Source organism: Streptomyces sp. RLA012 (assembly GCF_056270325.1).
This window is the reverse complement of record NZ_JBWDPA010000002.1, coordinates 5,598,206-5,620,838: the sequence shown is the minus strand read 5'-3', so window position 1 is coordinate 5,620,838 and position 22,633 is coordinate 5,598,206. Positions and strand designations below refer to the sequence as shown.

Here is a 22,633-nt window from a genome sequence, read left to right as displayed (position 1 = left end):
CGACACGGGTGGGGCCAAACGCCCCGTTCAGAAGATTCGCAGGCCGTACTCCGCGGCGACCGCGCGCAGTTCGGGGGACTCCGGCTGGATGGGACGCCGCTCGGCCTCGACGAGATCGACGTCGTGGAAGATGGCCCAGCAGGTGCGCCCGCCGTATCCGGAGCGGTAGGCGATGCCCTGGGCCAGGCGGTGGCCGGCGTGGTTGCGCTGGGCGACCGTCCAGGCCGCGATCTGCCGGGCGAGCCGGCGGTCGCGTCCGTGGATGTGCCGGTCGGTGAGCGGGGGTTCGATGTTCCACGCCGTCAGCTCGCCCCGGAGTTCACGCGCGAGGACGGCCCGGGTGGCCTCCGCGTCGACGTCGAGGAACTGCGCGTCCTTGGCGGGTTCGAGTCTGACCAGGATGTGGTCCTCGCGCCAGCCCGAGGCCAGATGGCCGACCCTCATGTGGCTGGGCCGCTCGTCCCACTCGTGGCCGATGAGGCCGCGCAGCTTCGGGTGGACGCGGAAGGGCGCGAGCGCCTCGGCGTAACAGCCCGCCGGGTCGCTGGCGCAGTACAGCATTCCGTAGGTGGCGAGGCTGAAGCGGCCCGCGCTGGAGCCCTGGCTGGTCTCGGGTTCGAGCCGGTTGTACTCCCTGGGGTGGTTCTTCTTGCCCAACCGCCACACTCCGCGCTCCGGCGCCGGGACGAGAGAAGGTAAGTGGGCCGCGGTCACCGCCGAAGGGCTGCTGTTCATCATGGTCCTCGCTGCTGAGCCTGCTGAGCCTGCTGAGTCGGTGGGTTGCGGCCGCCGCCGCACTGCCGGGGTGCCCGCCGTCCGCCGTGTTCCGCTCCGCCGGGGCGCCCGTCGGGGCGGGGGCCTGCGGAGGCGCACCGTACATGCCGTACGGGGCGCACGGGCCCGGTGTCCCGCACGAGCCCCGTGTCCCGCATGAGTCCGGTGTCCCGCGCGAGTCCGGTGTCCCGTGCGTTGCGCGTGTTCCGCGTGCTCCGCGTGTTCCGCCGGAACATGCGGGCGATCATTCTTCCGCAGTGCGCGGCCGTGGGTGTCCGCTTCCACGCCGTGGCGGGGGCGCGCGAGGGGGGCGCTGGGGCATACGGGAGGCGCACGCACACGATCGGTGGCCCGGCGGGTGGCGGATCAGCGGCCCTCCACTCGGATCTCGAACACGCATACGCCTGCTGCCCCGGCCGCGAGGAGGACCGGGTGCTCCGTCCGGGGGCCGGCCGTCCGCCGGACGTCGAGCGCGCCGAGCGGGTTGCCCGTCACGATCCGCAGCAGGTGCGACTGGGTGGTGACGTCCCAGAGGTGGATGGTTCCGCCGGGTCCCGTCGCCGCGAGACACGGCCGACCGGTCGCGGTGCGGAAGAACGCCAGCGCGGTCACGGGCCCGTCGCCGCTGTCCAGCCGACGGCCGACCGGCCGCCGGCCGGCGGGGTCCCAGAGGCGGACCGTGCCGTCCTCGCCGCCGGACGCGAGAAGGACGTCACGATCCGGCTCGTCGACGGGCACGGCGGCGACCGCGTGCACCACCCGCTGGTCGCAGTGCAGCCCGGGTCCCACGGGCAGCAGGCCGGCCGGGTCCCAGAGCCGTACGGTGCCGTCGGTGCCCGAGGACACGATCAGCGGGCCCTGCCCCGTGCCCCCGGCGTCGAGCACGGCGACGTCCCGGACGCTCAGCATGTGGTCCTCCCAGCAGGCCAGCGCGCACATCCGGTCGAGATCCCAGAGGCGTACGGTGCCGTCGGCGCTCCCGGTGACCAGCAGGGTCCGCCCGTCGTGCGGGAAGACGGCCATCGACCGCACCGGAAGGCTGTGGCCGAGCAGCCCGGCCCGCCGCGCCGGGGCGGTGCGGGAGCCGCGGTCCAGGGACCACAGCTGCACCCCGGCGTCGCTGTGCGCGGTCACCAGCAGCGGTTCGCCCCGCACGAGCGCCGAGGCGAAGGCGGTCACCGTGCCGTGGCCCGCCGGGAGGGCGAGGCCGCGGCCGGTCGCGGTGTCCCAGAGCGCCGTACCGGATTCGTCGGCCACGGCGATCAGCGGCGCTTCGGCGGCGGGGTCCGGCCCGCACAGGGCGGCGGCCGTGACGGGCCGCCGGACGCCGCGCACGACGGAGACGCCGTGGCCGCCGAGCTTCCAGCGCCGCAGGGTGTGGTCCGATCCGGCCGAGACCAGCAGCGCCTGGGCCCGCGGGGTGCCCGGCAGTTCGGTCAGGGCCACGGGAGGGGCGGTGTGTCCTTCGAGGGCGCCGCCGATCGGCCGGCCCGTCCGTGCGTCCCAGACCCGCAGGGTGTGGTCGCTTCCCGCGGAGACCACCGCCGCCCGGCCCGCCACGGTCAGGGCGGCGAGGGCGATGGCGGGCCCGGTGGGCGGAGTCCGTGCGACGGCCGTCTCCCGGCCCGTCGAGGCGTCCCGGAAACCGATGTACCCCGAGTCGTCGCAGACCGCGTACCGTCCCGGCGCGGGCAGATCCACCACGGCCCGTACCGCTCCCTCGTGCTCGGCGGTGTGGAGGGTGCGGCCCAGCCGTGGATCCCAGATGCCGACCCGCCGCCCCTGGGCGACGGCCAGCACCATCTCCTCCCTGCCGCCCGTGCCGCCCGTGCCGCCCGTACCGGTTCCCGTTCCCCTGCCGATTCCGCTGAGCAGGGCCGGAGCCGCGTCCAGCGAGGGCAACGGGGTGTCGACGGGCCGGAAGGTGCGGGGGTCCAGCGCGCCGAGGTGCCCGTCGCTGTGGGCGACGAGGACGTACGCGGCCCCGTGCGCCGGTGCGAACAGGGTGAGGGCGCTGACCCAGGTGCCGGGGCGGTGGGCCGGTTCGGTGAGCAGCTGGCCCCGGGTGAGGTGCCAGACGCGTACCGAGCCGTCCGTGCCCGCGGAGAGCAGCAGGTCGTCGGGGAGCGGCAGCAGGTGGGTGACGGCACCGCCGTAGGTGTGCAGCGGTGCCAGGGCGGGCACACCGTGCGGTTCCCAGGTGCGGATCGTGCCGTGGCTGTCGCCGCTGATCAGCAGGGAGCGGCCGTCGGTGGTCCTGGTGTGGGCCAGCGACTCGAAGCGCGCGTCGGAGACGGCCAGCACGTTGTCCTGCGCGGTCCAGTCGCTCCACAGCGGTGTGATGCGCGAACCGGGTGGGCGGGTGTCCGGCGGGGCGTCGCCGCCGAGCGGGGTGCGGGGGCGGGTGGCCGCGTGGTGGGCGAGGTGCAGGCTCGTCAGCCGGGAGTCCGGACCGGCGTCGCCGATGAACGGCTCGATGCGCGCCCACGCCTCCAGCCACTCCTGCCGCTGTGCGGCGCCGCTCTGCCGCAGCAGCGTGCGGACGTTCGCGCTGGACTCCCAGGGCAGTACGGCGAGCGGTACGTGGGTGTCGTCGAGGACGTCGCCCAGGGCCGCGTGGTGGGCCAGATGGCGGCTCAGATAGGGGTGGGGCGGGATCGTGGGGTCCGCGGCGACGAGCTTGGCCAGTGCCTTGGCGATGAGCCGGTGGGCGTCGTCGGCGTCGGCCCACGCCTTCGCGTCGCTCGCCTGCGAACTCCCGCCGCCGGTTCCACTCGTGTCGCCGGTTCCGCTCGTGTCGCTCATACGGTGTCGTCCCGGAGGCGTGCCAGCAGATCCTGCCCGGGATCCTTGAGGATCTCGGCCAGGGCTTCGTGGGCCGGCCGGTACACCCGCCGGTCGTCCTCGTGGTCGTGGGCCAGATATCCGGCGAGCCGGCTCTTCAGCAGGTTCCCGATCATGCGGTCCGGGTCCTCGATCCGTCGGCCGAGCAGCGCACCGGCCACCGTCGGCCACACGTCCGACCAGGGGATGCCCGCGCCCAGCGCGAACGCGGCGGCCCTGAGCAGCGCGAGCGCCACCTCCGCGGGGAGCCCCTCGTCCTCGACGAGCGCCAGATCGCGCCGGAGCAGTCCGATGGTGCCCGCCTGCAACAGGCCGAGCCACTCGGGGTTGCCCGCCAGCGCCTCGGGGTCGGACGCGTGGTGCAACTGCTCGCCCGCCAGCCGGGCGTCCAGGAAGGAGGGCCAGACGCGCTTGGCGACGGTCCGCGCCGCCTGCCGGGTGCTGTCGCCGCCGGACGCCTCGGTACCGATGAGCGCCTGGACGTAGTCGGCGATGTCGCTCTCGCTGTCCGCCTCATCGGTGCGCAGCACGGAGGAGCCGGGGAAGACCTCGCGCAGCGCGTCCAGCAGCCCGGGTTCCTGTTCCGCGGGGACGGCAGGGGTGTCGCCGTCCGTACGGGGACGGGTGCTGCGTACGCCGACCAGCAGACGCAGCGGCCTGTGCGGCTCCGTACGGCGCTGGCCGGGGAGTGCGGGCAGGGCGGGGGAGCTGTCGCAGTAGGAGTTCAGCGGTGCGAGTACGTCGGTGACCACGCGGAAGGGTTCGGCGGCCTCGTCCAGGCCGTCGAGGACGAGTGTGACCGTGTCGCCGGGCTCGTCCAGATACGCGGTCAGCTGGGCGCGCCGGAGTTCCACGGGGTCGTCGGTCGGTCCGGCGGGGTGCGGCTCCAGCTCCAGGGCGCACAGCAGGTCGCCGAGTATGTCGCAGGCGGTGCGGTGGCGGGCCAGTACGGCGGCGGTGACGGAGTCCTCGGGCGGGACGGTCTCGGGTGCGGCCGAGCGCAGGGCGCGGCCGTAGCGGGGGTCGTCGCGGAACAGCGGGTCGCTGAGTGTCACGGCCCGGGCCAGCACGGCCGACTTGCCGCTCCCGGCGGTTCCGGTGAGCAGGAGCACGCCGCGGGGCCGGGTGAGGAAGGCGGTGATCGCGCCGCCCAGCCCCTCGCGCCCGCTGAAGTACCAGCCGGGGTCGGTCTCCTGGGGGCGGCCGCTGGCCCGGTCGAGCCAGTGGTCGACCTCGTCGGCGGGGGTGGCTACCTGGCGGCGGGCGGGACCCACCAGTTCGCGCACGGGCCGGTAGCCGGGGTTCGGCAGACAGGGGGTGAGGGCGGTCTGGCCGCCGCCTTCGAGGACGCGCCTGAGGCGGTGCTTGCGCCGCGCGGTGTCGGTGCCCAGTTCGCTCTCGAACTCCGTCATCAGATGGGCCACGCTCAGCCAGGGCGTGGTGATCTGGGCGGTGGTGCGCAGCCGCTCCAGGACCCGGCGCAGCACCGAGGGGAACTGCCGTACCTGGACCAGCTGGTCGTGGGCGCAGGTGGCGACGACGTCCAGGCTGCCGGTGGTGCGGCGGCTCAGCGGGATCTCCTGGTGCAGTTTCTTCAGCTCCTCGGCGATCCCGTCCGCGTAGCAGGTGTTGATGACGACGAGCACGTGTTCGGCGCGGGAGTCGAGGGCGGCGGCGACGATCTCGCTGGTGCGGATGGCCGTGGCCAGCTGGCGCCGGGGCTCGGTCTTCGGCAGTTGCAGGAAGTGGGTGCGTGAGGCGCCCAGTTGGCCGTGCCCCGTGATGAAGAGGACCAGGGCGAGGCCGCCCGTCTCGCGCACCTTGGCCTCGTGCAGGAACCGCTCCACGTCGTAGCGCTCGTGCAGCTCGGGCGCGGGCACGTGGACGAAGGGCTCCGGCGCCTGGGGGGCACACCACCAGTCGGTCACGACGGAGAGCTGTTCGTCGATGCCGGCCGTGAACTCCTCGTCCCCGTCGCCGTAGTCGCGGACGGCGAGCGTCAACAGCGTGCGCCCCGTGGACTCCTCGGCCATGGGGTCCACGGGATCCATCGGCCCACGGACCGTCGTGGACTCCGCCGTACCGCTGGTGTCACCCGGCTCCCCGATCCTGACAAGCCCGCCCACCCGCCCTCGCATGGTCTCTATTCTTCCCGCCATGAGTGAGCCGTCGCAGCCCAATACCGCAGGCCGCCGTCACGCGGAGCGGCCGTACCGTCCGCCGGGTCTGTCCCCGAACACGACGCAGGACGCCGTCGTCGTCGTTCCGGGCATCATGGGCAGCGAGCTGTACGACACCGCGACCGACTCCGTCGTCTGGGGTCTCGCGCGGGCCGGCTGGCTGCTCAAGGCGTGGACGGCGCCCCGGGGCCTGCGCGCCCTGCACCTCACGCCGGACGAACGCGAGGGCCGCCTCGGCCGGGTACGGGCCCGGCGCCTGCTGAGCACCCCCGCCTGGAGCCCCTTCCTGCGCGGCATCGAGCCCTACGGCGACCTGGTCGCGACGGTCACCCGGAGCGTGGCCGCCCCGGACGCCGTGCTGCCCTTCGCCTACGACTGGCGGTTGTCGGTCGCCACGAACGGGTGGTTTCTCGCCCGGGCGGCACGCGAGCACCTGGAGCGGTGGCGGCGGCATCCCGCGCACGCGCTCGCCCGCAGGCACCGCGTCGACGAGCGGGAGGGACGGCTCGTGTTCGTCGCGCACTCCATGGGCGGACTGCTCACCCTCGCCGCCCTCGCCGACGGCCCCGACAGCGACCTCGCGGCCGACACCCGGGGGGTGCTCACGCTCGGCACCCCCTTCCAGGGGGCGGTGGCCGCGGCCGAGATCCTCAACACCGGCCGGGGCGCGCCGGTCCCGCTGCCGCACGGCAGGCTCAGGAGACTCGCGTACACCATGCCGGGGCTGCACGACCTGCTGCCGACGTTCCCCTGTCTCGACGAGGGCCTGAACATCCGCCGGCTCAGCCCCCCGGACATCGCCGACCTCGGCGGCGACAAGGACCTGGCCGACGAGTCCCAGCGGCTGCACGACACCCTGCGCGGGCGCGGGCTGCCGGGGCACCGGGCGGTCGTGGGCATCAGCCAGCCCACGCCGCAGTCCCTGACGCTGGACCAGGGCGTGGTGCTCGCCTCGGAGCACTGCTACCGCGAGCACGGCGACGGCGAACTGATGCGGGACGAGAACGGCGCGCCCCGCCGCTTCGACGTGGGCGGCGACGGCACCGTGCACAAGGAGTCCGCGTCCCCGACCCGCGTCGTCGTGCCCCTCGCGCTGCAGCACGGCGCGCTGGCGAAGGGGGAGGCCGCGCTGGAGGCGGTCACCGCGTTCCTGGAGGAGGACGAGCACCTGGGTCCCCCGCAGGCCGGAGCACGGGTCGGGCTCGACGTCCCGGACTTCGTCACCCCGGGCACGCCGTGGACGGTCCGGGTGCGCGGCGTCGACAGTCCGGCGGGGCTGGACTGCGCGGTCGAGGAGGTGGACGGGGGCTTCACCCGGCCCGCCCGGCTGTACGGCGACGACGACCACCTCGCGGCCCGCGTCACCGTGCCCGCGCCCGGCCTGTACCGGGTCACCCTGGACACCGGCGATCCCACCCCGCTGACCCAACTGGTCCTCGCGGCCCCGGACGAACAGGAGGACGGCTAAAGCCCGGGAGGACGGACATCGTCCGCGTCCACCGCGGGTGGGGCCTGGCCGACCTGCCGAAGACCGGCCGTGTCCGCTTCCGCCGGACCGAAGACCTCCCCGTTGGCAAGCGCGCCGACAAGGGCAACCGGATCACTGGTGCGCGGCTGGTCAAGGACCCGCTCGGCCGGCACATTGCCTTCCGCGTCCAGACCCTGGAACCCCAGCCGGAGCCCCACCAGGGGCCGGAGGTCGGCATCGACGTGGGCGTCACCGGGCCCCTCGCCCTCTCCGACGGCCGGGCACACGAGCACGGAGAGTGGCTGACCAGGCAGGAGCAGGCCGAGCTGCTGGGCCTGGAGCAGCGCGCCGCACGGCGCAAGGCACACCGCAAGCCCGGCGAACCCGCCCACTCGTTAGACTCCTCTGAACGCCGTACCCACCCCGCCGCAATCGGGGTGGGCACGGCCGGAGTTGTCCGAGGTCAGCCGCAGAGGGACCCCGCAAGGAGCCGGTGCAGCGTGCCGGTCATGGCGGTCGCGTGTTCGACTGGGACATCATCGGGCAGGGGGCGCGCTGCCTCGATGCGTGCTGCCGGTCAGCGGGTGGCGAGGATCATCACGGTCAGGACCGGCGAGGCCGGTGACGGCTGGCTCTGCCCGATGTCCTCGTACCCCCACGACTTGTAGAGCGCGTGGACCTTTCCGTCGCCGGCGGCTGGGTTGACCATGAGCGTGACGTAGGGCTCGTCGCGTGTGGCGAGGAGGGCGTCGTGGATGCGGCGGGCTGTGCCGGTCTTCCGCCAGGTCGGCCGGACGCCGATCTCCTTCAGGGCCACGGCTGGGCGCTCGGTGTACTTGTCCGTCGGCGCCGGGCTCGTGCGTTGCCAGTAGCGGTCGCCGTGCTCGATGGTGTTGCCGTAGGCGTAGCCGACCGGACGGCCGTCCGCGCACGCGAGGACGGCCACGAACCCCGGCTCGGTGCCGTGCCGGTCCAGGCGCTCGCCGAACGCGGTGACCGCGTAGTTCGGCAGGTGGAGGAGCGGGGCGCGCACGTCGGCGTACACGTCGAGGAGGTCGCCGCGGACGGTGTCGAGGGTGGTGAACGTGCGCAGTTCGATGGCGGGCGCCGTGGTCATGCGGCCATCCTCCAGGTGGCGGCGTGCTCGGTCCAGGTCTGCACGCTGCTGCCCGGCGCGGTGGCGCGCAGTGCGGCCCCGAACTCTTGCAGCATGCGCGTGACCCGGGCGTGTTGGGTAGCGGCGTCGGAGGGGACCTTCATCGCCGTGGCCGTAGCAGCTTCGGGGGCGCCCTGCGCGAGCTGGGCGTGTGCGAGCCGGGTTGTGGTGATGGCCCGGGACCGGACCATGTGGGGCCGGAGGGCGGACAGGCAGCGGTGGGCGTGGAACTCGGCGGTCGGGTAGTCGCCGAGCGCCATGTGCGCGGACAGGGCCAAGGAGTCCAGCTCGGCCTGGTCGTAGAAGGCGAGCATCCACACCGGCCGGTAGTCGGCGGGGTCGGCGCGCAGCATGGCGTCCTGCGCCTGGTCGAGCGCACGGCGGGTGCCGGTACGGTCCTGTGCCGCGCCGTGGATGGCCGCATGCCGGGCCAGGCCGAGAGATGCGAACAGGGGGTCACGGCGTGTGAGGTGCAGGTTGCGGGCGACGTCGTTGGCGGCGAACGCGTCGGCGGGGCGGCCCATGTGGCGGTACATGGCTCCCGCGTGGCTCCAGATGCGGAACTTGATCGCCTGATCGCCGGACATCTCGGCGAGGGCCTGGGCTTCGCGCATGTGCGCCTTCGCGTCGTCGTAGCGGCGGCCGTCGATGGCGGCCCACATGGCCGAGGAGCGGAATGCCGCTGCTGAGGCGTAGAGGTTGCTGCGTACGCGTTGGGTGGCGCTGCCGGCGTTCTGGAGGTTCAGTGCCTCGTCCGCGAGTGCGGCGGCCCGCTGTTCGATGCCGAGTTGTCCGCCGTGGCGGTGGTCGCTGGCGATGATCTCGGCGAAGCGCTTCTGTAGACGGTCGACGTCGCTCATGCCGATACGGCGGGGCGATGCGGTGCCAGGGGCTGCTGCTGCGGCAGCCGCCGCGATGCCGCCGACGAGGGTACGGCGCTTCATGTCGGGGTCCTCCTGCTGCGGTGGGGCTGGGGTGGACGGAGTCCGACCCCGTGGCACGAACCCTAGAGCGATGGCGGGCAGTCCGGTGACGTCCTGAAGTGCTCTGCGGGTAGCCGATTTGGGCCACGTGACCCGGCCCGCTTTCCAGGCCCGGATCGACGAGCCGTCGAGGCCGCCGGGTCGCCCGGTTAACTGCTCAACGGCCCTGTTCACAGCGTCAGCCAGGCTGTTGGAGCTGTAGCCGTGTTCGTCCATCCACGCCTCAAGAGTGGTGTTGCGCGTGGTGCCCATCTCTGCACGGTAGCCCTCACGCCCCCCTGCCCGCCAGGTAAACGGGAGGCCAAATCACCCTAGGTCGTTGCGTTGGGTGACCACCCGATCGCCCTAACCAGCTTGCCGAGAACGGGAGTTGTCTGGTTACTGGTCGCCCGTCACCCCCGTGCGGGCGGCTGTTGACGGCCCGGTTCGCTCCTGACGCCTTCTTGGGGCGAGCCGGGCGCCGAGACAACGAGAAGGCTCCACCCCAATGACGAGTCTCAGTACGCCAGTTCAGGCCGCCCCCACCGGCCACCCCGCCTACAGCCAGACCTTCCCGTGCCAGCCGTCCACGGCCGAGATCGGCCGCAGGCTCGTCCGTGACGCCCTCGGCGTATGGCACCTCGACAATCTCGCCGACCGCGCCGCTCTGATCATCTCCGAACTGATCGCGAACGCCGTCAGGCACACCCCATGCCACTCGATCCGCCTGGTTGTCGGGCGGCCGAGCGCGACTCGGGTGCGTGTCGGGGTGGTGGACCGGGCGCCCTCGCGTTTACCGGTCCTCGGTCCGCCCGATGAGGACGATGAGTCAGGCCGCGGCCTGCTCCTCGTCGACGCAGTCGCCGACCGTTGGGGCTATGACCTGCGTGGCTCGGGCAGGCGCCCATGGGGCAAAGAGGTCTGGGCCGAACTCCTCATCAAGGGCGACGAGTGAGCACCGCGGGCGCGGTGACCCCGCCCCTCCCGGACGTCGGCCGCCTCCGGCCCCGCCAGCAGATGGCTATGGAGTGCGCCCGCTGCGCCCGGTCTGGGGGCGAGCGGCCGGGTGTGGGGCGACGTGCGCTACCTGGGCCTGTTGTTCCGGCTCTGGGTCTGCGCACCCGACTGCCAGGCGGTCGGCTCAACCATCCCGAACGCCTAGGACAGGAGAAGACCTCCCCCGTGGAGTGGCGATGGATCACCGGCGATTGCCGGCTCGGGTGCGAACGCACCGGAGTGCTGGTGATCTGGCTCGGCCCGGTGCAGTGGGATGGGCAACACGCCCCGTACTACGCCTGCGAACCGTGCCTCAACCGCCTCAAGGCTCAGGCACTCGCCCACCTCATGGAGCGGCGACCAGCTACCGCCTGATCTGACTCCCGTCACAAGACTTCCCAGCACCAGGTAGGCGGTCCTCCGAGGACTCGTGACCTCTCGCTGGGAGTGCATCACAACATCCCGACCATTCAGAGGAGTTGATTGGCATGACACGCAACACCGTAGTTCCCAGCCGTACCCAGGCGCACCCGCAGACCCCGGCGGCATCGGACGGCTTCGACCTGGACGTCTCCCTCGTCGAGATCGCCGACCCGGCGGGCCTGGTCAACCTGACCGACGACAACTGCGGCACCACCTGTGGCGCCTGCACCACCAACGTCGCCTGACCCGCACTTCAGGTCTCTCCCGGCTGGTGCCGTCGCGCCCCGCGGCGCGGCGGCACCAGCCGCCCGTCCCTCGCCTCCGGAGGTAGTGGTGGTTGCTCCGTCCACAGCGTTTCGAACCGGTACTACGGCACTCGTACGCGCCGTGGCCCGGCCGTCGCTTTCGGTTCCTCCGTGCCCTGACCCCGATGACCGCTCGCCCAGCAGCACGGCGGCCTGTGTGACGTGGCTGCGTGCGGTCTGGGCGAAGAGCGACGTCGCCGAAGCGTTGCAACACTCCAGCCCGGTCCTGGCCGTACAGGTACGGGCCTTGTTCACGGCCGAGAAGCCCTCTGCGCGGGACGTGCGGCGCGCGACGATGTCCGTAGCCCGCTACTTGCTGCGATCCGAGCACCGGGCGACGCCATTCGGCCTCTTCGCCGGCGTAACCACTGCGGAGTTCGGACCGCAGGCGGGTGCAGAGTGGGGCGTGGAACACGTGGCCGTCGGCCACGCGGGCGCGGAGTGGTTGGCAGCCGTCGTCGAGCGGCTGGAGTCCTGCCACGACCTACTCGAACGGCTGCCGGTAGTCGTCAACAACACCGTGACGAGCCGGGGGGACCGACTCATCGTGCCGTTCCAGCCGGACGTTCAGGACGATCGGACTCGCGCGGTCGAGGCGTCCCTGGCCCTGACCGAGCCAGTGCGCGCGGTCCTCGCCGCGACCAGCGCGCCGATCTGGTTCGGCGCGCTGGAGGACAAGCTGCGGGCGGAGTACCCCGCAGCCGAGCCAGAGAAGACGCGTCGTCTACTGGGAGAGCTGATCCGGCGGCGGGTGTTGATCACGAGTCTGCACGCCCCGAGCACCGAGACCGACGCCCTCGGGTATCTCCTCGACCAGCTCGACGCAATCGACGCCGGTACTCTCGCCCCGGTCGCCGAGACGGTGCGCGAGCTCCGCGCGGTCCGGGCGGGCTTGGAGGAGTGCGTCACGCGCGGCGGCCGGGACACCGTTGCAGCGCGGATGCGGGCCCTCGTACCCGGCCTGCGCCGCCACCCTGTCGCACTCGATCTGCACCTGGACGCGCAGATCGTTCTGCCGAACGAAGTGGCACGCGAGATCGAGCGCGCCGCCCTCATCCTGACCCGGGTGAGTACTCGCCTCTGCGCGCCAGCGACAACGTGATCAGGGAAAGCCTCGCACGCCCCTCCGATCTCACACGTACAGCCCCTATGGAGAGAGCCTGATGGACGCACAGACCCCTTAGCAGTCCTCCTGTTCCAGCACCGCCCGGCATGTGGGGCGATGCTGGCGTATCGCGGGGAGTGGCGACATCGTCCACTCGTCCTCGATTGCTTCGTTTTTACTCTCAAGGACGTCGTGCGGGACGGTGCGTCGATATTGGGGGTGGTCCTGGTCCATCTGGAGGGCCGCGTGAAGATGAACCGGGTAACGAGGAGCGGAGCGAGGTTGTGGGAGCCCCAGCCCAGGGCGGAGAGCACATGGCCGGTGTAGGTGCGCACGGCGGTGAACGAGGCGTCGAGGCTCGCGCCGCCGAGCGTGTCGAAGACGATGTCGAACCCCTCCCCGCCGGTGTACCGGCCGACGTACTCCTCCACCGAGGTCGTGGTCCGGTCGATGGGGGTCGCGCCCAGCTTCTCGATGGCCGACAGGGAGCGGGGCGATCCGGTCGCGAAGACGTCCGCGCCGCGCGCCCGCGCGATCTGCACGGCCATCCGCCCGACGCCGCCGGCCCCGCCGTGCACCAGCCCCCTGTGCCCGGCGCGCACCGCGGCCCGGTCCACCAGGCCCTCCCAGGCGGTGATCACGGCGAGCGGCAGGGCCGCGGCCTGCCGCGGGTCCAGCGCGGCGGGCCGGGGTGCCGGCAGCCGGGCGTCGACCGCGGCGTACTCGGCGAGCGAGCCCCGCAACTCCCCCACGCCGCCGGTGAGGCCGTACACCGCGTCTCCCGGTCGCAGGCCGCTGACCCCGGGGCCGACCCGCGCGACCACACCGGCCAGGTCGAGCCTGAGCACGGCGGGCAGCCGGCTGCCGGCGTGTGCGGCCTCCCGCGGGTCAGCCGGTGGGCAGGTGCAGCAGGCGGGTGATGGTGTCCAGGACGCCGTTGTCGTTGTTGGAGGGGGCGAGATGGCGGGCCCGGCCGATGATGTCCGGGTGGGCGTTGGCCATGGCGAAGGACCACTCCGCGGTGTCGAGCATTTCGAGGTCGTTGAGGTAGTCGCCGAACACCATGGTCTGCGCGGGTGTGATGCCCAGGTCGCGCTGGAGGCTGCGGACGGCGGTGCCCTTGTTCGCGGTGACGTTCATGATGTCGACCCAGTGCCGGCCGGAGACGACGACCTGGTGGGTCGAGGCGAAGGGCTTCATGGCGGGGGCGGTGGTCAGCTCGACCGGTCCGAAGTCGAAGAGGGCGACCTTGAGGATCTCGTCGTCGACGGCACTCGCGTCGGCGACGAGCCGCAGCCGTGTGTAGTACTGGCGCACCTCGGCCAGGAAGGGCTGGTCGGTCCGTTCGACGTAGGCGGACCGCTTGCCGCAGACGACCGCGCCGACGTCCACGCCGTCGGCCGCGAGCCGCCGGGTCGTGCTGACGATCCGGGCGGCGACGGACGGGTCCAGGGGATCGGAACTGAGCTCCACGCCGTCCCGTACGACGTAGGTGCCGTTCTCGGCGATGAACACCATGCCCTGCCCCGTGTCGCCGAACTCCTTCTCCAGAGTGGCGTACTGACGCCCGCTCGCGGGGCAGAAGAGCACGTCCCGGCGGCGCAGCTCGGCGAGGACCGGCCACAGGCCGTCGGGTATGCGTTTGGCGTCGTCCAGCAGTGTGCCGTCCATGTCGGTGACGATGAGTCGGATGTCGGCGCCGGTCGCCCTCTGGCGGATCTTCATCCCCGGTACCTTACCCGCGCGGACCAGCGAAGCCCCAGGTCAGAGACCTGGGGCTTCGTCACACTGAGGAGAGAGCTCGGGGAGAGGTACGGACTAGTTCGAGAAGTACAGGTACTTCCAGGGTCCGTACGTCGTCGTGTTCACGTTGTCGCCGGACTTGGTGTCGACGTAGGTCGACCGCATCCGCGCCCTGATCCCGGACTCGCCCGGTGCGCCCAGCCGTACGGCCGACTTGCCGTTCGTGGCGAGCGGGAAGTACTCCGGCGGGTTGTCCGCGTCGACGGTGTCGTACCACGTCCCGGCGTAGTAGACCTGCAGGTCGAAGCGCTGCTTACGGCCCTTGTAGTAGGTCATGGTCGTGGTGAGCACCGGGTCGGTGTTCTTGTGGAACCAGTAGTACGACGTCGAGCCGATCTTGCCCGTCTTGTAGTGCTTGGAGACGGCGGTGGAGATGCTGACCTTGGCGTACGCCGTGGACTTCACGGTCCTGGGCGCGTAGCGGGCGTCTCCCTTGAAGACGGCGGAGACGACCGTGTCCCGGGTCATGTCCACCGTCGCGGAGAGGTTGCCGGCGGAGTTGACCTTGCCGGTCTTCACCAGCTTGTTGGGCTTGTCGGTGCCGTAGGGGTCCACCCAGATCTCGACCGTACGGTTCTTGTACGTCGCGCCGAGGTGGGCGGTGAAGGAGACGTCCTGGCTGTAGGCGTAGATCTTCTTGTGGTTGTTCAGGGTCAGCGTCGGCGTCGCACGGGAGACCTCGACCGTGTCGGAGGCGGTGGCCGGCGTGTGCTCGGCGTCGCCCGCGTAGCTGACCTTGTACGTGACCTTGCTACCGGCCGGCGGGGTGTCGGTGAAGCTGTACGAGCCGTCCGCCTTCACCGTCACGGCGGGCAGCGCCTTGCCGCTCGGGCTGTCCAGGTCGGTGCGGGTGACCTGCAGCTTGACGCCGCTGGGCAGCGGCACCGTCGCGGACAGCTTGCCGGTCACGGTGAGCTGCTTGGCGCGCGTGGCCGTGGCCGGCGCGTTCACGGTCAGGGTCGGGTTGTTCACCGTCGGGTCGGTGAGCACCTTGAGGGTGTAGTCGTTCTCCGGCCCCGAGACCGTGAAGATCCGCGAGGAGTCCGGGGCCCACGTCAGGTCGAGTGTGTCCTGCGTGCCGGCCGTGCCGGTGGTGTAGGTGCGGACCGGCTGGGTGGCGCCGGGCCGGTACACGGCCACCTTGGCGCCGTTGACCTGCGCGATCAGCCCGTTCGCGGCGATGTCGGCGCGCCGCCCGGCGGGGTAGGAGCCGGCGGCGGTGAACGTGCCGCCCGCGTAGGCGTCCCGGTCCTTGCCGTTGACCAGCACCTGCGGGGCGCCGGGCACCAGGTCGATGTCCCCGATGCCCTGGTTCAGCGAGTAGTCGCCGAAGTACCAGGCGGTCAGTCCCGGCGTGGCGCCCGAGACGTCGACGACGGCCATCGAGTCCGTGGAGATGCCGGTCTGGCCGACGGCCAGCGTGTTCGGCGTGGACGGGTCGGTGTCGAGCAGCGCCGGACCCCAGAGCCCCGGGTACGGCTGCGGGAACTGCGCGAGCGTCACCGGGTCGGTGCCGCTCGCCGGGTCCACGGCCGGGTCGACCGAGCCCAGGTCGCCGTCCCACTGGTCGCCGTAGGTGAACCAGACCTTGCCGCCGGCGAAGGCGACGGAGCGGGGTCCGGTGTTGGTGGCCACGGTGTAACGGGTCTTGATGTCGAGGGTGGCCGCGTCGAGCGCCACGATCTCGTGGGTGTCCTGGACGGCCGCGTACAGGGTGGCGCCGTCCTCGGACACCGCGAGGTCGGTGACCTGGCCGAGGCCGCTCACCGAGTCGACGAGCACGCCGTTGAAGTCGGCGGCCTGGATGCTGCCGGCCCTAAGGTCGCCGACGAACACCCGCTGCAGGGCGGCGTCCGCCACGATGCCGCCGGGTGCGGCGACGCGGGCGGTCGCGGCCGAGGCGGACCCGGCCGCGACGACGCTCAGCGCCGCCGAGCTGAAGAGAACCGCGAGCGCCGTTGCCGTCGCTGTCGCGGTCGAGAATCTGCGCGTACGCACAGTCTGATACCCCCACAAAGAATCCCGGTGGTTGACCGGGAGTTGAGTGGCGCCGCGCAACGCCCGTGCGTGACCGCGGGTTCGCGGTGACGCGCGGGGCGCGGCTGCCATCCGGCAGCGTATGGCATGCCGGTGACAATTGAGGAGGGGGTTTTCCGCGGGCTCCGTCCCGTGCGTGCCCGGTGCGCGTCCCGACCCTGACAACTTCCTCATATCCGCACGCCAGCCTGGGCGCACGACTCGGTGGGACATGCCACCCGACGCGCACGACGGAGACGCCCATGCACCGCACCCGCCCGGTTCCGGCCCTCGTGGCCCTGTCGATCTCGGCCTGCCTGCTGGCCGCCTGCAGCACCGGGCCGGAGGCCGGGAACGCCGCTACGACGGGGAACGCCGGTGCGAAGGGAGCGTCGGCCGACCGGGCCGCCGTGGCCACGCCGCGCATCCTGCTGAACGCCACCGACGGCCAGCGGCACGTCTCGGTCGAACGCGGCGGCCGTGTCACGGTCGACACGGGCAGGATCACCGAGGTGTCCCTCACCACCGCGGACGGCCGGGCCGTACCCGGCGAACGCTCCTCGGACGGGCGGACCTGGACCCCGGCCGCGGCCCTCGACCACGGCACCGCCTACCGGCTCGGCGTGGTGGCGGCGGGTGAGGGCGGACGCGAGGTGAAGAAGAACGTCGCGTTCACGACCCTCGCCACGAGCGACCGTTTCACCGGTACGTCCACCGCGGTCGACGGATCCACGGTGGGGGTGGGGATGCCGGTCTCGTTCACCTTCGACAAGGACATCACCGACAAGAAGGCCGTCGAGTCGGCCATCGGGATCAGCTCCAGCAGCGGACAGGCCGTGGTCGGACACTGGTTCGGCGCGCGGCGCCTCGACTTCCGTCCGCAGAACTACTGGAAGGCGCGGTCCACCGTCACCGTCAGGATCCGCCTCGACGGAGTGAAGGGCGCCGACGGAGCCTATGGCGAACAGGACAGGACCGTCAGGTTCACCGTCGGCCGCAGTCAGGTCTCCACGGTGGACGCCGCCGCCCACCGTATGACGGTCGTCCGCGACGGCAGGACCCTGAAGACCATCCCCATCACGGCGGGTGCCCCGAACTCGACCACGTGGAACGGCCAGATGGTGATTTCGGAGAAGCTGATCAGCACGCGGATGAACGGAGCCACGGTCGGGTTCGCCGGGCAGTACGACATACCCGACGTGCCGCACGCGATGCGGCTGTCCACCTCGGGTACGTTCGTGCACGGCAACTACTGGGGCGCGGACTCGGTGTTCGGCCGGTCCAACATCAGCCACGGCTGTGTGGGGTTGAACGACAGCAAGGGCGGCGGCGACCCGGCCCAGGACGGCGCCTGGTTCTACGACCACTCCCTCGTCGGTGACGTGGTCGTCGTACGGAACTCCGACGACAGGACGATCGCCCCCGACAACGGCCTCAACGGCTGGAACATGGCGTGGAGTCAGTGGAAGGCGGGCTCGGCGCGCTGAGCGGACCCGACCCGATGCCGCCCGACCCGATCCCGCCCGTTCCCGCCCGACCCGACCCGACCTGACCAGTTCCTCACATGTCTTCGACAGGCTGACGATCATGGCTTTCTCGACCACCTCCCGCACTGCGCGCATGAGCCGTTCGGCGACATCGGCCGCGGCTCTGCTGCTGACCTTGACGCTCGCCGGATGCGGCGGCTCCGGCGGCACGTCGGACCCGGCGGCCGCCGCCCCCGGCACGACCCAGGCCATGCCCCGGCAGCCCGCCGCGGACACGGCGCAGCCAGCCGCCGCGGACCGGGAGCAGCCCGCCGCCGCGTCCGCCGTCCCGGGGCGGCTGCCGGGCCTGGGCACCCGGACGCTGGCCGCGATACCCGGGAACGCACGGCAGGTCGTCCTGGTCACCGGCCGGGGCAAGGACTCCCCGCTGTCGCAGGTGGTGCTCTACCGGCGTACGGACACGGGCTGGGAACCGGGAGCGACCTGGCCGGCCCACAACGCCCTCAGGGGCTGGACCGACGACCACCACGCCGGCGATCTGCACTCGCCCATCGGCGTGTTCGGCCTCACCGGCGCCGGCGGGCGGCTGTCCGACCCCGGCACCAGGCTGCCGTACGACCGGTCGAGCGGCTTCACCATCGGCGGTACGGGCTTCGAGGGCGAGCCGCTGGCCGGCTCCTTCGACTACGTCATCGCCATCGACTACAACCGCGAGCCCGGCACCTCCCCGCTCGACTCGACCCGCCCGCTCGGCGTGGGCAAGGGCGGCGGCATCTGGCTGCATGTCGACCACGGCGGCCCCACGCACGGCTGTGTGAGCCTGGAGCAGGAGCACATGAAGGAACTGCTGCGCGCGCTCGACCCCGCCCTGCACCCGGTGATCGTCATGGGCGACGCCGAGTCCCTCGGACACTGAGTCCCGCAGGCGCTGAGCGCGCACCGGACTTCGAGCGCGCACCGGACGTCGAGCGCGCACCGGACGTCGAGGCCGGGGTGTGCGGGTGATGTCGTACCGGGCACGAATGGGTTGCGGCCTCGGCGTCCCGCGATTCTTCCGGCGGTTCTGCGGCAGCATGACGACGCATGAGCAGAGACCGCTATGTCGACTTCCTGCGCGCGTGGGCGATCGGCCTGGTGGTGCTCGGCCACTGGCTGATCACCGCCCTGGTCCGGGAGCCCGACGGCCGGATCACCGCGCCGGAACTGCTGGCGACCGTCCCGTGGACCCAGTGGCTGACCCTGGGCTTCCAGATCATGCCGCTGTTCTTCCTGGCCGGGGGCCATGCGGCGGGCGGCTCCTGGGCGCGGGCCCGTGCGGCGGGCGCCCCGGCCGGCGGGTGGGTGGCCGGGCGGGCGCTGCGGCTGCTGCTTCCGGCGGCCGTGTACAGCGGGCTGGTGCTGTCCGCCGTGGGGATCTGCTCGGCGATCGGCGTGGACCCGGACACCTTGGAACTGGTGGGCAGCGGGAGCGGGTGTGGCGGGCGGTGCGCCCGGTGGGCGGTGCCTCCATGACGCTGTATCTGTGGCACATGCTGCCGGTGCTGGTCGTGGCCGCCGCGTTCTATCTCACCGGACTCGCCCCCGAACCCGCGTACGGGTCGGCGGCGTGGTGGGGGCTGCGGGTGCCGTGGCTGCTGGTGCTCGGGATCGTGCTGGCCGGTGTGGTGTGGGCACTGCGGCCGCTGGAGCGCGGACTGGCACTGCTGTACGAGCGGATCCGGCCGGACGCCGTGGATGCCACGCCGGATCGCGGCCGGCCCCTGTGGTGCGGCCTGGCGTTGAGCGTGACCGCGCTGACCCGCTTCGCCGTCCAGGGGTTCGCGCACGACGGCCGGTTCCCCGTCCTGCCCGCGCTGGGCCTGGCGCTGGGCACGGCGCTGCTGACGACCACGCGGCGGCGGACGACGCGCGGAAGCCAGGAGGAGGAGGTCACCACCCCGTCAGCAGCAGGTGGTTGAGGAGCAGGGCCAGGGTGGCCTGCGCGGCGAGCCAGCCGCGGGGCCGGGGCAGGAACGCGCACGCCGGCAGCAGCCACATCGCGAACGGCAGCCAGATCCGTTCCGTCTCCGCCTTGCTCATGCCGGAGAGGTCGGCGACGAGGAGGGCGAGCAGGGCGGCGCACACGAGCAGCGCGAGGCGGGCTTGCGCGCCCGGCCGACAGGACCTGGGCGCGCGGAGCCGGACGCGGACCCCGTCGCGTACGGGAGCGGCGCCGGCCCGCCGCAGGCCCGCCACCGTCGCCGGTCCCACGACCAGCACCGTGCAGGCGAGGTTCGCCCACACCCAGTAGCCGTACGGCCGGGTCCCGCCGATCCCCTCGTAGTAGCGGGTGACCAGCAGGTGGTACGCCTCCCACCAGTCGAAGCCGGCGAGGGTGAACACGACCGGGACCACGGCGAGTCCGGCCAGCAGGAAGGGGAGAGGGCGCAGGCGCCGCGGGCCGAGCAGCAGGACCGTCGCGGCGATCACCGCGAACAGCGCGAGGCCGTACGAGAGATACGCGGTGAGGCCGAGGAGGAGCCCGGAGGCGAGGCCCGTCGCCGGCGGCCGGTGTCCCGTGACCGCGAGGGCGAGGAAGGCGACGGCCCAGGCGGCGACGGCCGCGAAGTACCCGTCCGCGGAGGTGCCCACCCACACGGCGGCCGGGGCCAGGACGAGGAAGGGCGCGGCGCGGCGGGCGAGCGCCTCCCCGGCCAGCACCCGCACGGTGACCAGGACCGCGACCGGCGCCGTCGCCCCGACGGTGATGCACCAGACGCCCGCCCAGCCCCCGCCGCCCAGCCCGATCCGGTCGAGGAGGACGAAGGTGAGGGTGGCGGCCGGGGGATGTCCGGCGATGTGCGCGGGCCAGGGGGCGGGGGAGTGGCTCAGGATGTGGTGGGTGAAGTCCCGCAGGGTGCCGGGGATGTCGTGGAAGCGGTCCACGACCTGCAGGTACTCGTTCGTGGTCGTCAGCCGCCCGGCGATCCCGCGCTGCCATCCGTCGACCAGCGCGAGGGAGAACGTCCAGGCCAGGGCGGTGCCCCAGGCGGTCCACAGCAGCGCCCGCCAGGGCAGCCGGGCGGCGAGGAGAGGCCCGTACGCGACGACGGCGACGGCCAGGGCGATCGCCGCCGGGGTGCCGGGGCCGATGTGTGGCTCCCAGGTGGCGAACACGGGGGGCCAGCGGACGTAGAGGGTGTGGTCGCGCCGTTCGACGGCGGTGCCGACCAGGACGGCCACCGTGACGAGCAGCGCCCCGGCCAGGGCGGCGGACAGGTCCGGCAGAAGACCGCGGGGACGGCTGCCGGGCGGTTCGTGGGACGGGGAGTTCGAGGGGGACGGGGAGTTCGAGGGGGAGTGGGCGCGGGCGTTGTGCGGCTCGCGGGAATGGTCATGGTCATGGTCGTCGAGCGGTTCGCGGGGAAGATCGCGGTTCACACCGGCACGCTAGGCCGGGGACCGCCCGCCGGAGCCGCCGCTGGGGTGGATGTCAGCGTTTCGTCATGGTTCACGGACCCTTTCGGCGGGCTCCCCCGCCCTACGGTCGGGACATGCCACGCAACCCCTCCTCCCCCGCGTTCTGGCGCAGCCCCCTGCGCGGCCCCTGGTTCACCTCGGTGCTCGGCGTCGTGCTGCTCGTCGGGATCACGGTGCTGTTCGTGACGGGGCTCGTGTCGTACGCCGCCTACAACCCGAACCTGGCGCCGGTGAACGACATGACCCCGGACAAGGGCCTGCTCGGCTTCTACCTCTTCTCCTGGCCGACCGACCCGCCCTGGCTCTACCGGCTCACCCAGGGCGTCCATGTCACGCTCGGGATCACGCTGATCCCCGTACTGCTGGCGAAGCTGTGGTCGGTCCTGCCCAAGCTGTTCACGCTGCCGCCCGCGCGCTCGCTCGCGCACGCCCTGGAGCGGATCTCGCTGCTCCTGCTGGTCGGCGGCGCGCTGTTCGAGTTCACGACGGGCGTGCTGAACGTCCAGCTCGACTACGTCTTTCCCGGCTCCTTCTATCCGCTGCACTTCTACGGCGCGTGGGTGTTCTTCGCCGCGTTCGTGGCGCACGCGGTGCTGCGGGTGCCCATGGCGCTGCGCAATCTGCGCCACCTCCGGGAGGACGGCCGGCCCCCGGAGCCGGACGACGAGCTGGTGGCCCCGGACCCCGCCCCGCCCACCGTGGCGCGGCGCGGTGCCCTCGGCTTCGTCGGCGGCGGATCGCTGCTCCTGCTCGCCACGACGGCGGGCCGCAGCTTCGACGGGCCGCTGCGCGAGACGGCCGTGCTCACGCCGCACGGCGGCCCCGAACCGGGCTCCGGTCCCGGCGGGTTCCAGATCAACAAGACGGCCGCGGCGGTCGGCATCGACATGCGGGAGACGGCCGGGGAGGTGTGGCGGCTGGTCGTCCAGGGGCGCGGTCGCACGGTCCGGCTGAGCCGGGACGAGTTGCTACGGCTCCCGCTGTACAGCTCGGCGCTGCCCATCGCCTGCGTGGAGGGCTGGTCGACCTCCGACCAGTGGTGGCGAGGGGTACGGCTGCGGGACCTGGCGGCGCTGGTCGGATACGAGGACGGTACGGCGCCCGATGTGCTGGTGGAGTCGCTGCAGCGGCACGGGGCGTTCCGGCACGCGGCCCTGCGCTACAACCAGGTCCGCGACCCGCGCTCCCTGCTCGCCCTGTTCGCCAACGGCGAGCCCCTGACCCCCGACCACGGCTACCCGGCGCGCGTCATCGTGCCCGCGGCGCCCGGCGTGCTCAACACCAAGTGGGTGGCCCGGATGACGTTCGGAGCCCTGTGATGCGACACGACTGGAGCCCTGTGATGCGACACGACCGGAGACGTGCGATGCGACACGAGTACCGGAAGCTGCTCGGCAGTCCGCTGCAAGTCCTGCTGTTCGCCTGCTCGTTCGCGCTCGCCGGGTACGCGGGGGTGCGGCTGCTCGCGGGGGACTGGTTCGGGGTGGCGCTGTGGTTCGTGGGCGCGGCGGTGCTGCACGACCTGGTGCTGGTGCCGTTGTACGCGGCGGCCGACCGGGCCGTGACGCGGGGGGTGGACGCGGTCGGCCACCGGGAGTGGACGCTCTACGTCCGGTTCCCGGCGGCCTTTTCCTGCCTTCTGCTGCTGATGTGGT

The 22,633-nt window shown here is 72.5% G+C and carries 17 protein-coding genes and 2 pseudogenes; 9 read left to right on the top strand and 10 right to left on the bottom strand.

Annotation, left to right across the window (positions count from 1 at the left end):
- Positions 1-27: 27 nt before the first annotated feature.
- The 3 genes from RV986_RS25665 to RV986_RS25655 all read right to left on the bottom strand — a co-directional run bounded on the left by RV986_RS25665 (position 28) and on the right by RV986_RS25655 (position 5,756).
- A complete protein-coding gene (locus RV986_RS25665; RefSeq protein WP_475919647.1) occupies positions 28-738 on the bottom strand; it encodes an RES domain-containing protein in 711 nt (236 codons plus the stop codon).
- 402 nt (positions 739-1,140) lie between these two features.
- Positions 1,141-3,579 (bottom strand): WD40 repeat domain-containing protein, encoded by a 2,439-nt coding sequence (locus RV986_RS25660; protein ID WP_475919646.1) that lies wholly within the window; start codon positions 3,577-3,579, stop codon positions 1,141-1,143.
- Positions 3,576-5,756 (bottom strand): hypothetical protein, encoded by a 2,181-nt coding sequence (locus RV986_RS25655; protein WP_475919645.1) that lies wholly within the window; start codon positions 5,754-5,756, stop codon positions 3,576-3,578. Before RV986_RS25655 ends, RV986_RS25660 begins: the two co-directional genes overlap by 4 nt.
- Positions 5,757-5,775: 19 nt before the next feature.
- On the opposite strand from RV986_RS25655, the gene RV986_RS25650 reads away from it, so the two are divergent.
- Positions 5,776-7,266: a lipase/acyltransferase domain-containing protein gene (locus RV986_RS25650; protein ID WP_475919644.1), complete on the top strand. Its 1,491-nt coding sequence runs from the start codon at positions 5,776-5,778 to the stop codon at positions 7,264-7,266.
- On the opposite strand, the gene RV986_RS25645 is transcribed toward RV986_RS25650, so the two are convergent.
- The 3 genes from RV986_RS25645 to RV986_RS25635 all read right to left on the bottom strand — a co-directional run bounded on the left by RV986_RS25645 (position 7,263) and on the right by RV986_RS25635 (position 9,657).
- A complete protein-coding gene (locus tag RV986_RS25645) occupies positions 7,263-7,658 on the bottom strand; it encodes a hypothetical protein (protein ID WP_475919643.1) in 396 nt (131 codons plus the stop codon). The two genes, RV986_RS25650 and RV986_RS25645, sit on opposite strands and share 4 nt — an antisense overlap.
- Before the next feature lie 185 nt (positions 7,659-7,843).
- Complete coding sequence (locus RV986_RS25640; RefSeq protein WP_475919642.1) at positions 7,844-8,383, bottom strand: N-acetyltransferase family protein; 540 nt, start codon at positions 8,381-8,383, stop codon at positions 7,844-7,846.
- The gene (locus RV986_RS25635; protein ID WP_475919641.1) at positions 8,380-9,657 is read right to left on the bottom strand and encodes an XRE family transcriptional regulator; all 1,278 of its coding nucleotides are present in this window, start codon (positions 9,655-9,657) and stop codon (positions 8,380-8,382) included. Before RV986_RS25635 ends, RV986_RS25640 begins: the two co-directional genes overlap by 4 nt.
- Before the next feature lie 235 nt (positions 9,658-9,892).
- Between RV986_RS25635 and RV986_RS25630 the strand changes: the two genes are divergently transcribed.
- The 3 genes and pseudogenes from RV986_RS25630 to RV986_RS25620 form a co-directional block, all read left to right on the top strand.
- Entirely contained in the window at positions 9,893-10,339 is a 447-nt protein-coding gene (locus RV986_RS25630; protein ID WP_475919640.1) for an ATP-binding protein, read from the top strand.
- 529 nt (positions 10,340-10,868) lie between these two features.
- Entirely contained in the window at positions 10,869-11,048 is a 180-nt protein-coding gene (locus tag RV986_RS25625) for an FxLD family lanthipeptide (protein ID WP_475919639.1), read from the top strand.
- Positions 11,049-11,265: 217 nt separating this feature from the next.
- Positions 11,266-12,186: pseudogene (locus RV986_RS25620) on the top strand (lantibiotic dehydratase family protein); the annotation flags it as partial.
- Positions 12,187-12,470: 284 nt separating this feature from the next.
- Here the strand turns inward: RV986_RS25620 and RV986_RS25615 are convergent.
- The 3 genes and pseudogenes from RV986_RS25615 to RV986_RS25605 form a co-directional block, all read right to left on the bottom strand.
- Positions 12,471-13,070 (bottom strand): annotated as a pseudogene (locus RV986_RS25615) (zinc-binding dehydrogenase); the annotation flags it as partial.
- Positions 13,071-13,101: 31 nt separating this feature from the next.
- On the bottom strand, positions 13,102-13,938 hold the full coding sequence (locus tag RV986_RS25610) for a Cof-type HAD-IIB family hydrolase (RefSeq protein WP_475919638.1): 837 nt from the start codon (positions 13,936-13,938) through the stop codon (positions 13,102-13,104).
- 93 nt (positions 13,939-14,031) lie between these two features.
- Positions 14,032-16,014, bottom strand: coding sequence for a YncE family protein (locus RV986_RS25605; RefSeq protein ID WP_475919637.1), 1,983 nt, complete (start codon positions 16,012-16,014; stop codon positions 14,032-14,034).
- A gap of 281 nt (positions 16,015-16,295) precedes the next feature.
- Between RV986_RS25605 and RV986_RS25600 the strand changes: the two genes are divergently transcribed.
- The 4 genes from RV986_RS25600 (at position 16,296) to RV986_RS25585 (ending at position 19,477) form a co-directional block, all read left to right on the top strand.
- Entirely contained in the window at positions 16,296-17,519 is a 1,224-nt protein-coding gene (locus tag RV986_RS25600) for a L,D-transpeptidase (RefSeq protein ID WP_475919636.1), read from the top strand.
- Positions 17,520-17,619: 100 nt separating this feature from the next.
- Positions 17,620-18,435, top strand: a complete 816-nt coding sequence (locus RV986_RS25595) for a L,D-transpeptidase family protein (RefSeq protein WP_475919635.1) — start codon at positions 17,620-17,622, stop codon at positions 18,433-18,435.
- 167 nt (positions 18,436-18,602) lie between these two features.
- The gene (locus RV986_RS25590) at positions 18,603-19,031 is read left to right on the top strand and encodes an acyltransferase family protein (protein ID WP_475919634.1); all 429 of its coding nucleotides are present in this window, start codon (positions 18,603-18,605) and stop codon (positions 19,029-19,031) included.
- Positions 19,028-19,477, top strand: a complete 450-nt coding sequence (locus RV986_RS25585) for a hypothetical protein (protein WP_475919633.1) — start codon at positions 19,028-19,030, stop codon at positions 19,475-19,477. The genes RV986_RS25590 and RV986_RS25585 overlap by 4 nt, the downstream gene beginning before the upstream one ends.
- On the opposite strand, the gene RV986_RS25580 is transcribed toward RV986_RS25585, so the two are convergent.
- Entirely contained in the window at positions 19,449-20,786 is a 1,338-nt protein-coding gene (locus RV986_RS25580) for a hypothetical protein (RefSeq protein ID WP_475924426.1), read from the bottom strand. The two genes, RV986_RS25585 and RV986_RS25580, sit on opposite strands and share 29 nt — an antisense overlap.
- A gap of 266 nt (positions 20,787-21,052) precedes the next feature.
- Here RV986_RS25580 and RV986_RS25575 point away from each other — a divergent pair, with 266 nt between their 5' ends.
- Positions 21,053-22,297 (top strand): molybdopterin-dependent oxidoreductase, encoded by a 1,245-nt coding sequence (locus tag RV986_RS25575; RefSeq protein WP_475919632.1) that lies wholly within the window; start codon positions 21,053-21,055, stop codon positions 22,295-22,297.
- Positions 22,298-22,633 lie beyond the last annotated feature (336 nt).

What these genes read in the sequence shown, in the direction of transcription:
- RV986_RS25610 (WP_475919638.1), bottom strand. Translation starts at nt 13,938, where the DNA reads ATGAAGATCCGCCAGAGGGCGACCGGCGCCGACATCCGACTCATCGTC.
- RV986_RS25625 (WP_475919639.1), top strand. Translation starts at nt 10,869, where the DNA reads ATGACACGCAACACCGTAGTTCCCAGCCGTACCCAGGCGCACCCGCAG.
- RV986_RS25585 (WP_475919633.1), top strand. Translation starts at nt 19,028, where the DNA reads ATGACGCTGTATCTGTGGCACATGCTGCCGGTGCTGGTCGTGGCCGCC.
- RV986_RS25635 (WP_475919641.1), bottom strand. Translation starts at nt 9,657, where the DNA reads ATGGGCACCACGCGCAACACCACTCTTGAGGCGTGGATGGACGAACAC.
- RV986_RS25595 (WP_475919635.1), top strand. Translation starts at nt 17,620, where the DNA reads ATGGCTTTCTCGACCACCTCCCGCACTGCGCGCATGAGCCGTTCGGCG.
- RV986_RS25650 (WP_475919644.1), top strand. Translation starts at nt 5,776, where the DNA reads ATGAGTGAGCCGTCGCAGCCCAATACCGCAGGCCGCCGTCACGCGGAG.
- RV986_RS25575 (WP_475919632.1), top strand. Translation starts at nt 21,053, where the DNA reads ATGCCACGCAACCCCTCCTCCCCCGCGTTCTGGCGCAGCCCCCTGCGC.
- RV986_RS25655 (WP_475919645.1), bottom strand. Translation starts at nt 5,756, where the DNA reads ATGCGAGGGCGGGTGGGCGGGCTTGTCAGGATCGGGGAGCCGGGTGAC.
- RV986_RS25630 (WP_475919640.1), top strand. Translation starts at nt 9,893, where the DNA reads ATGACGAGTCTCAGTACGCCAGTTCAGGCCGCCCCCACCGGCCACCCC.
- RV986_RS25660 (WP_475919646.1), bottom strand. Translation starts at nt 3,579, where the DNA reads ATGAGCGACACGAGCGGAACCGGCGACACGAGTGGAACCGGCGGCGGG.
- RV986_RS25600 (WP_475919636.1), top strand. Translation starts at nt 16,296, where the DNA reads ATGCACCGCACCCGCCCGGTTCCGGCCCTCGTGGCCCTGTCGATCTCG.
- RV986_RS25590 (WP_475919634.1), top strand. Translation starts at nt 18,603, where the DNA reads ATGAGCAGAGACCGCTATGTCGACTTCCTGCGCGCGTGGGCGATCGGC.
- RV986_RS25640 (WP_475919642.1), bottom strand. Translation starts at nt 8,383, where the DNA reads ATGACCACGGCGCCCGCCATCGAACTGCGCACGTTCACCACCCTCGAC.
- RV986_RS25665 (WP_475919647.1), bottom strand. Translation starts at nt 738, where the DNA reads ATGATGAACAGCAGCCCTTCGGCGGTGACCGCGGCCCACTTACCTTCT.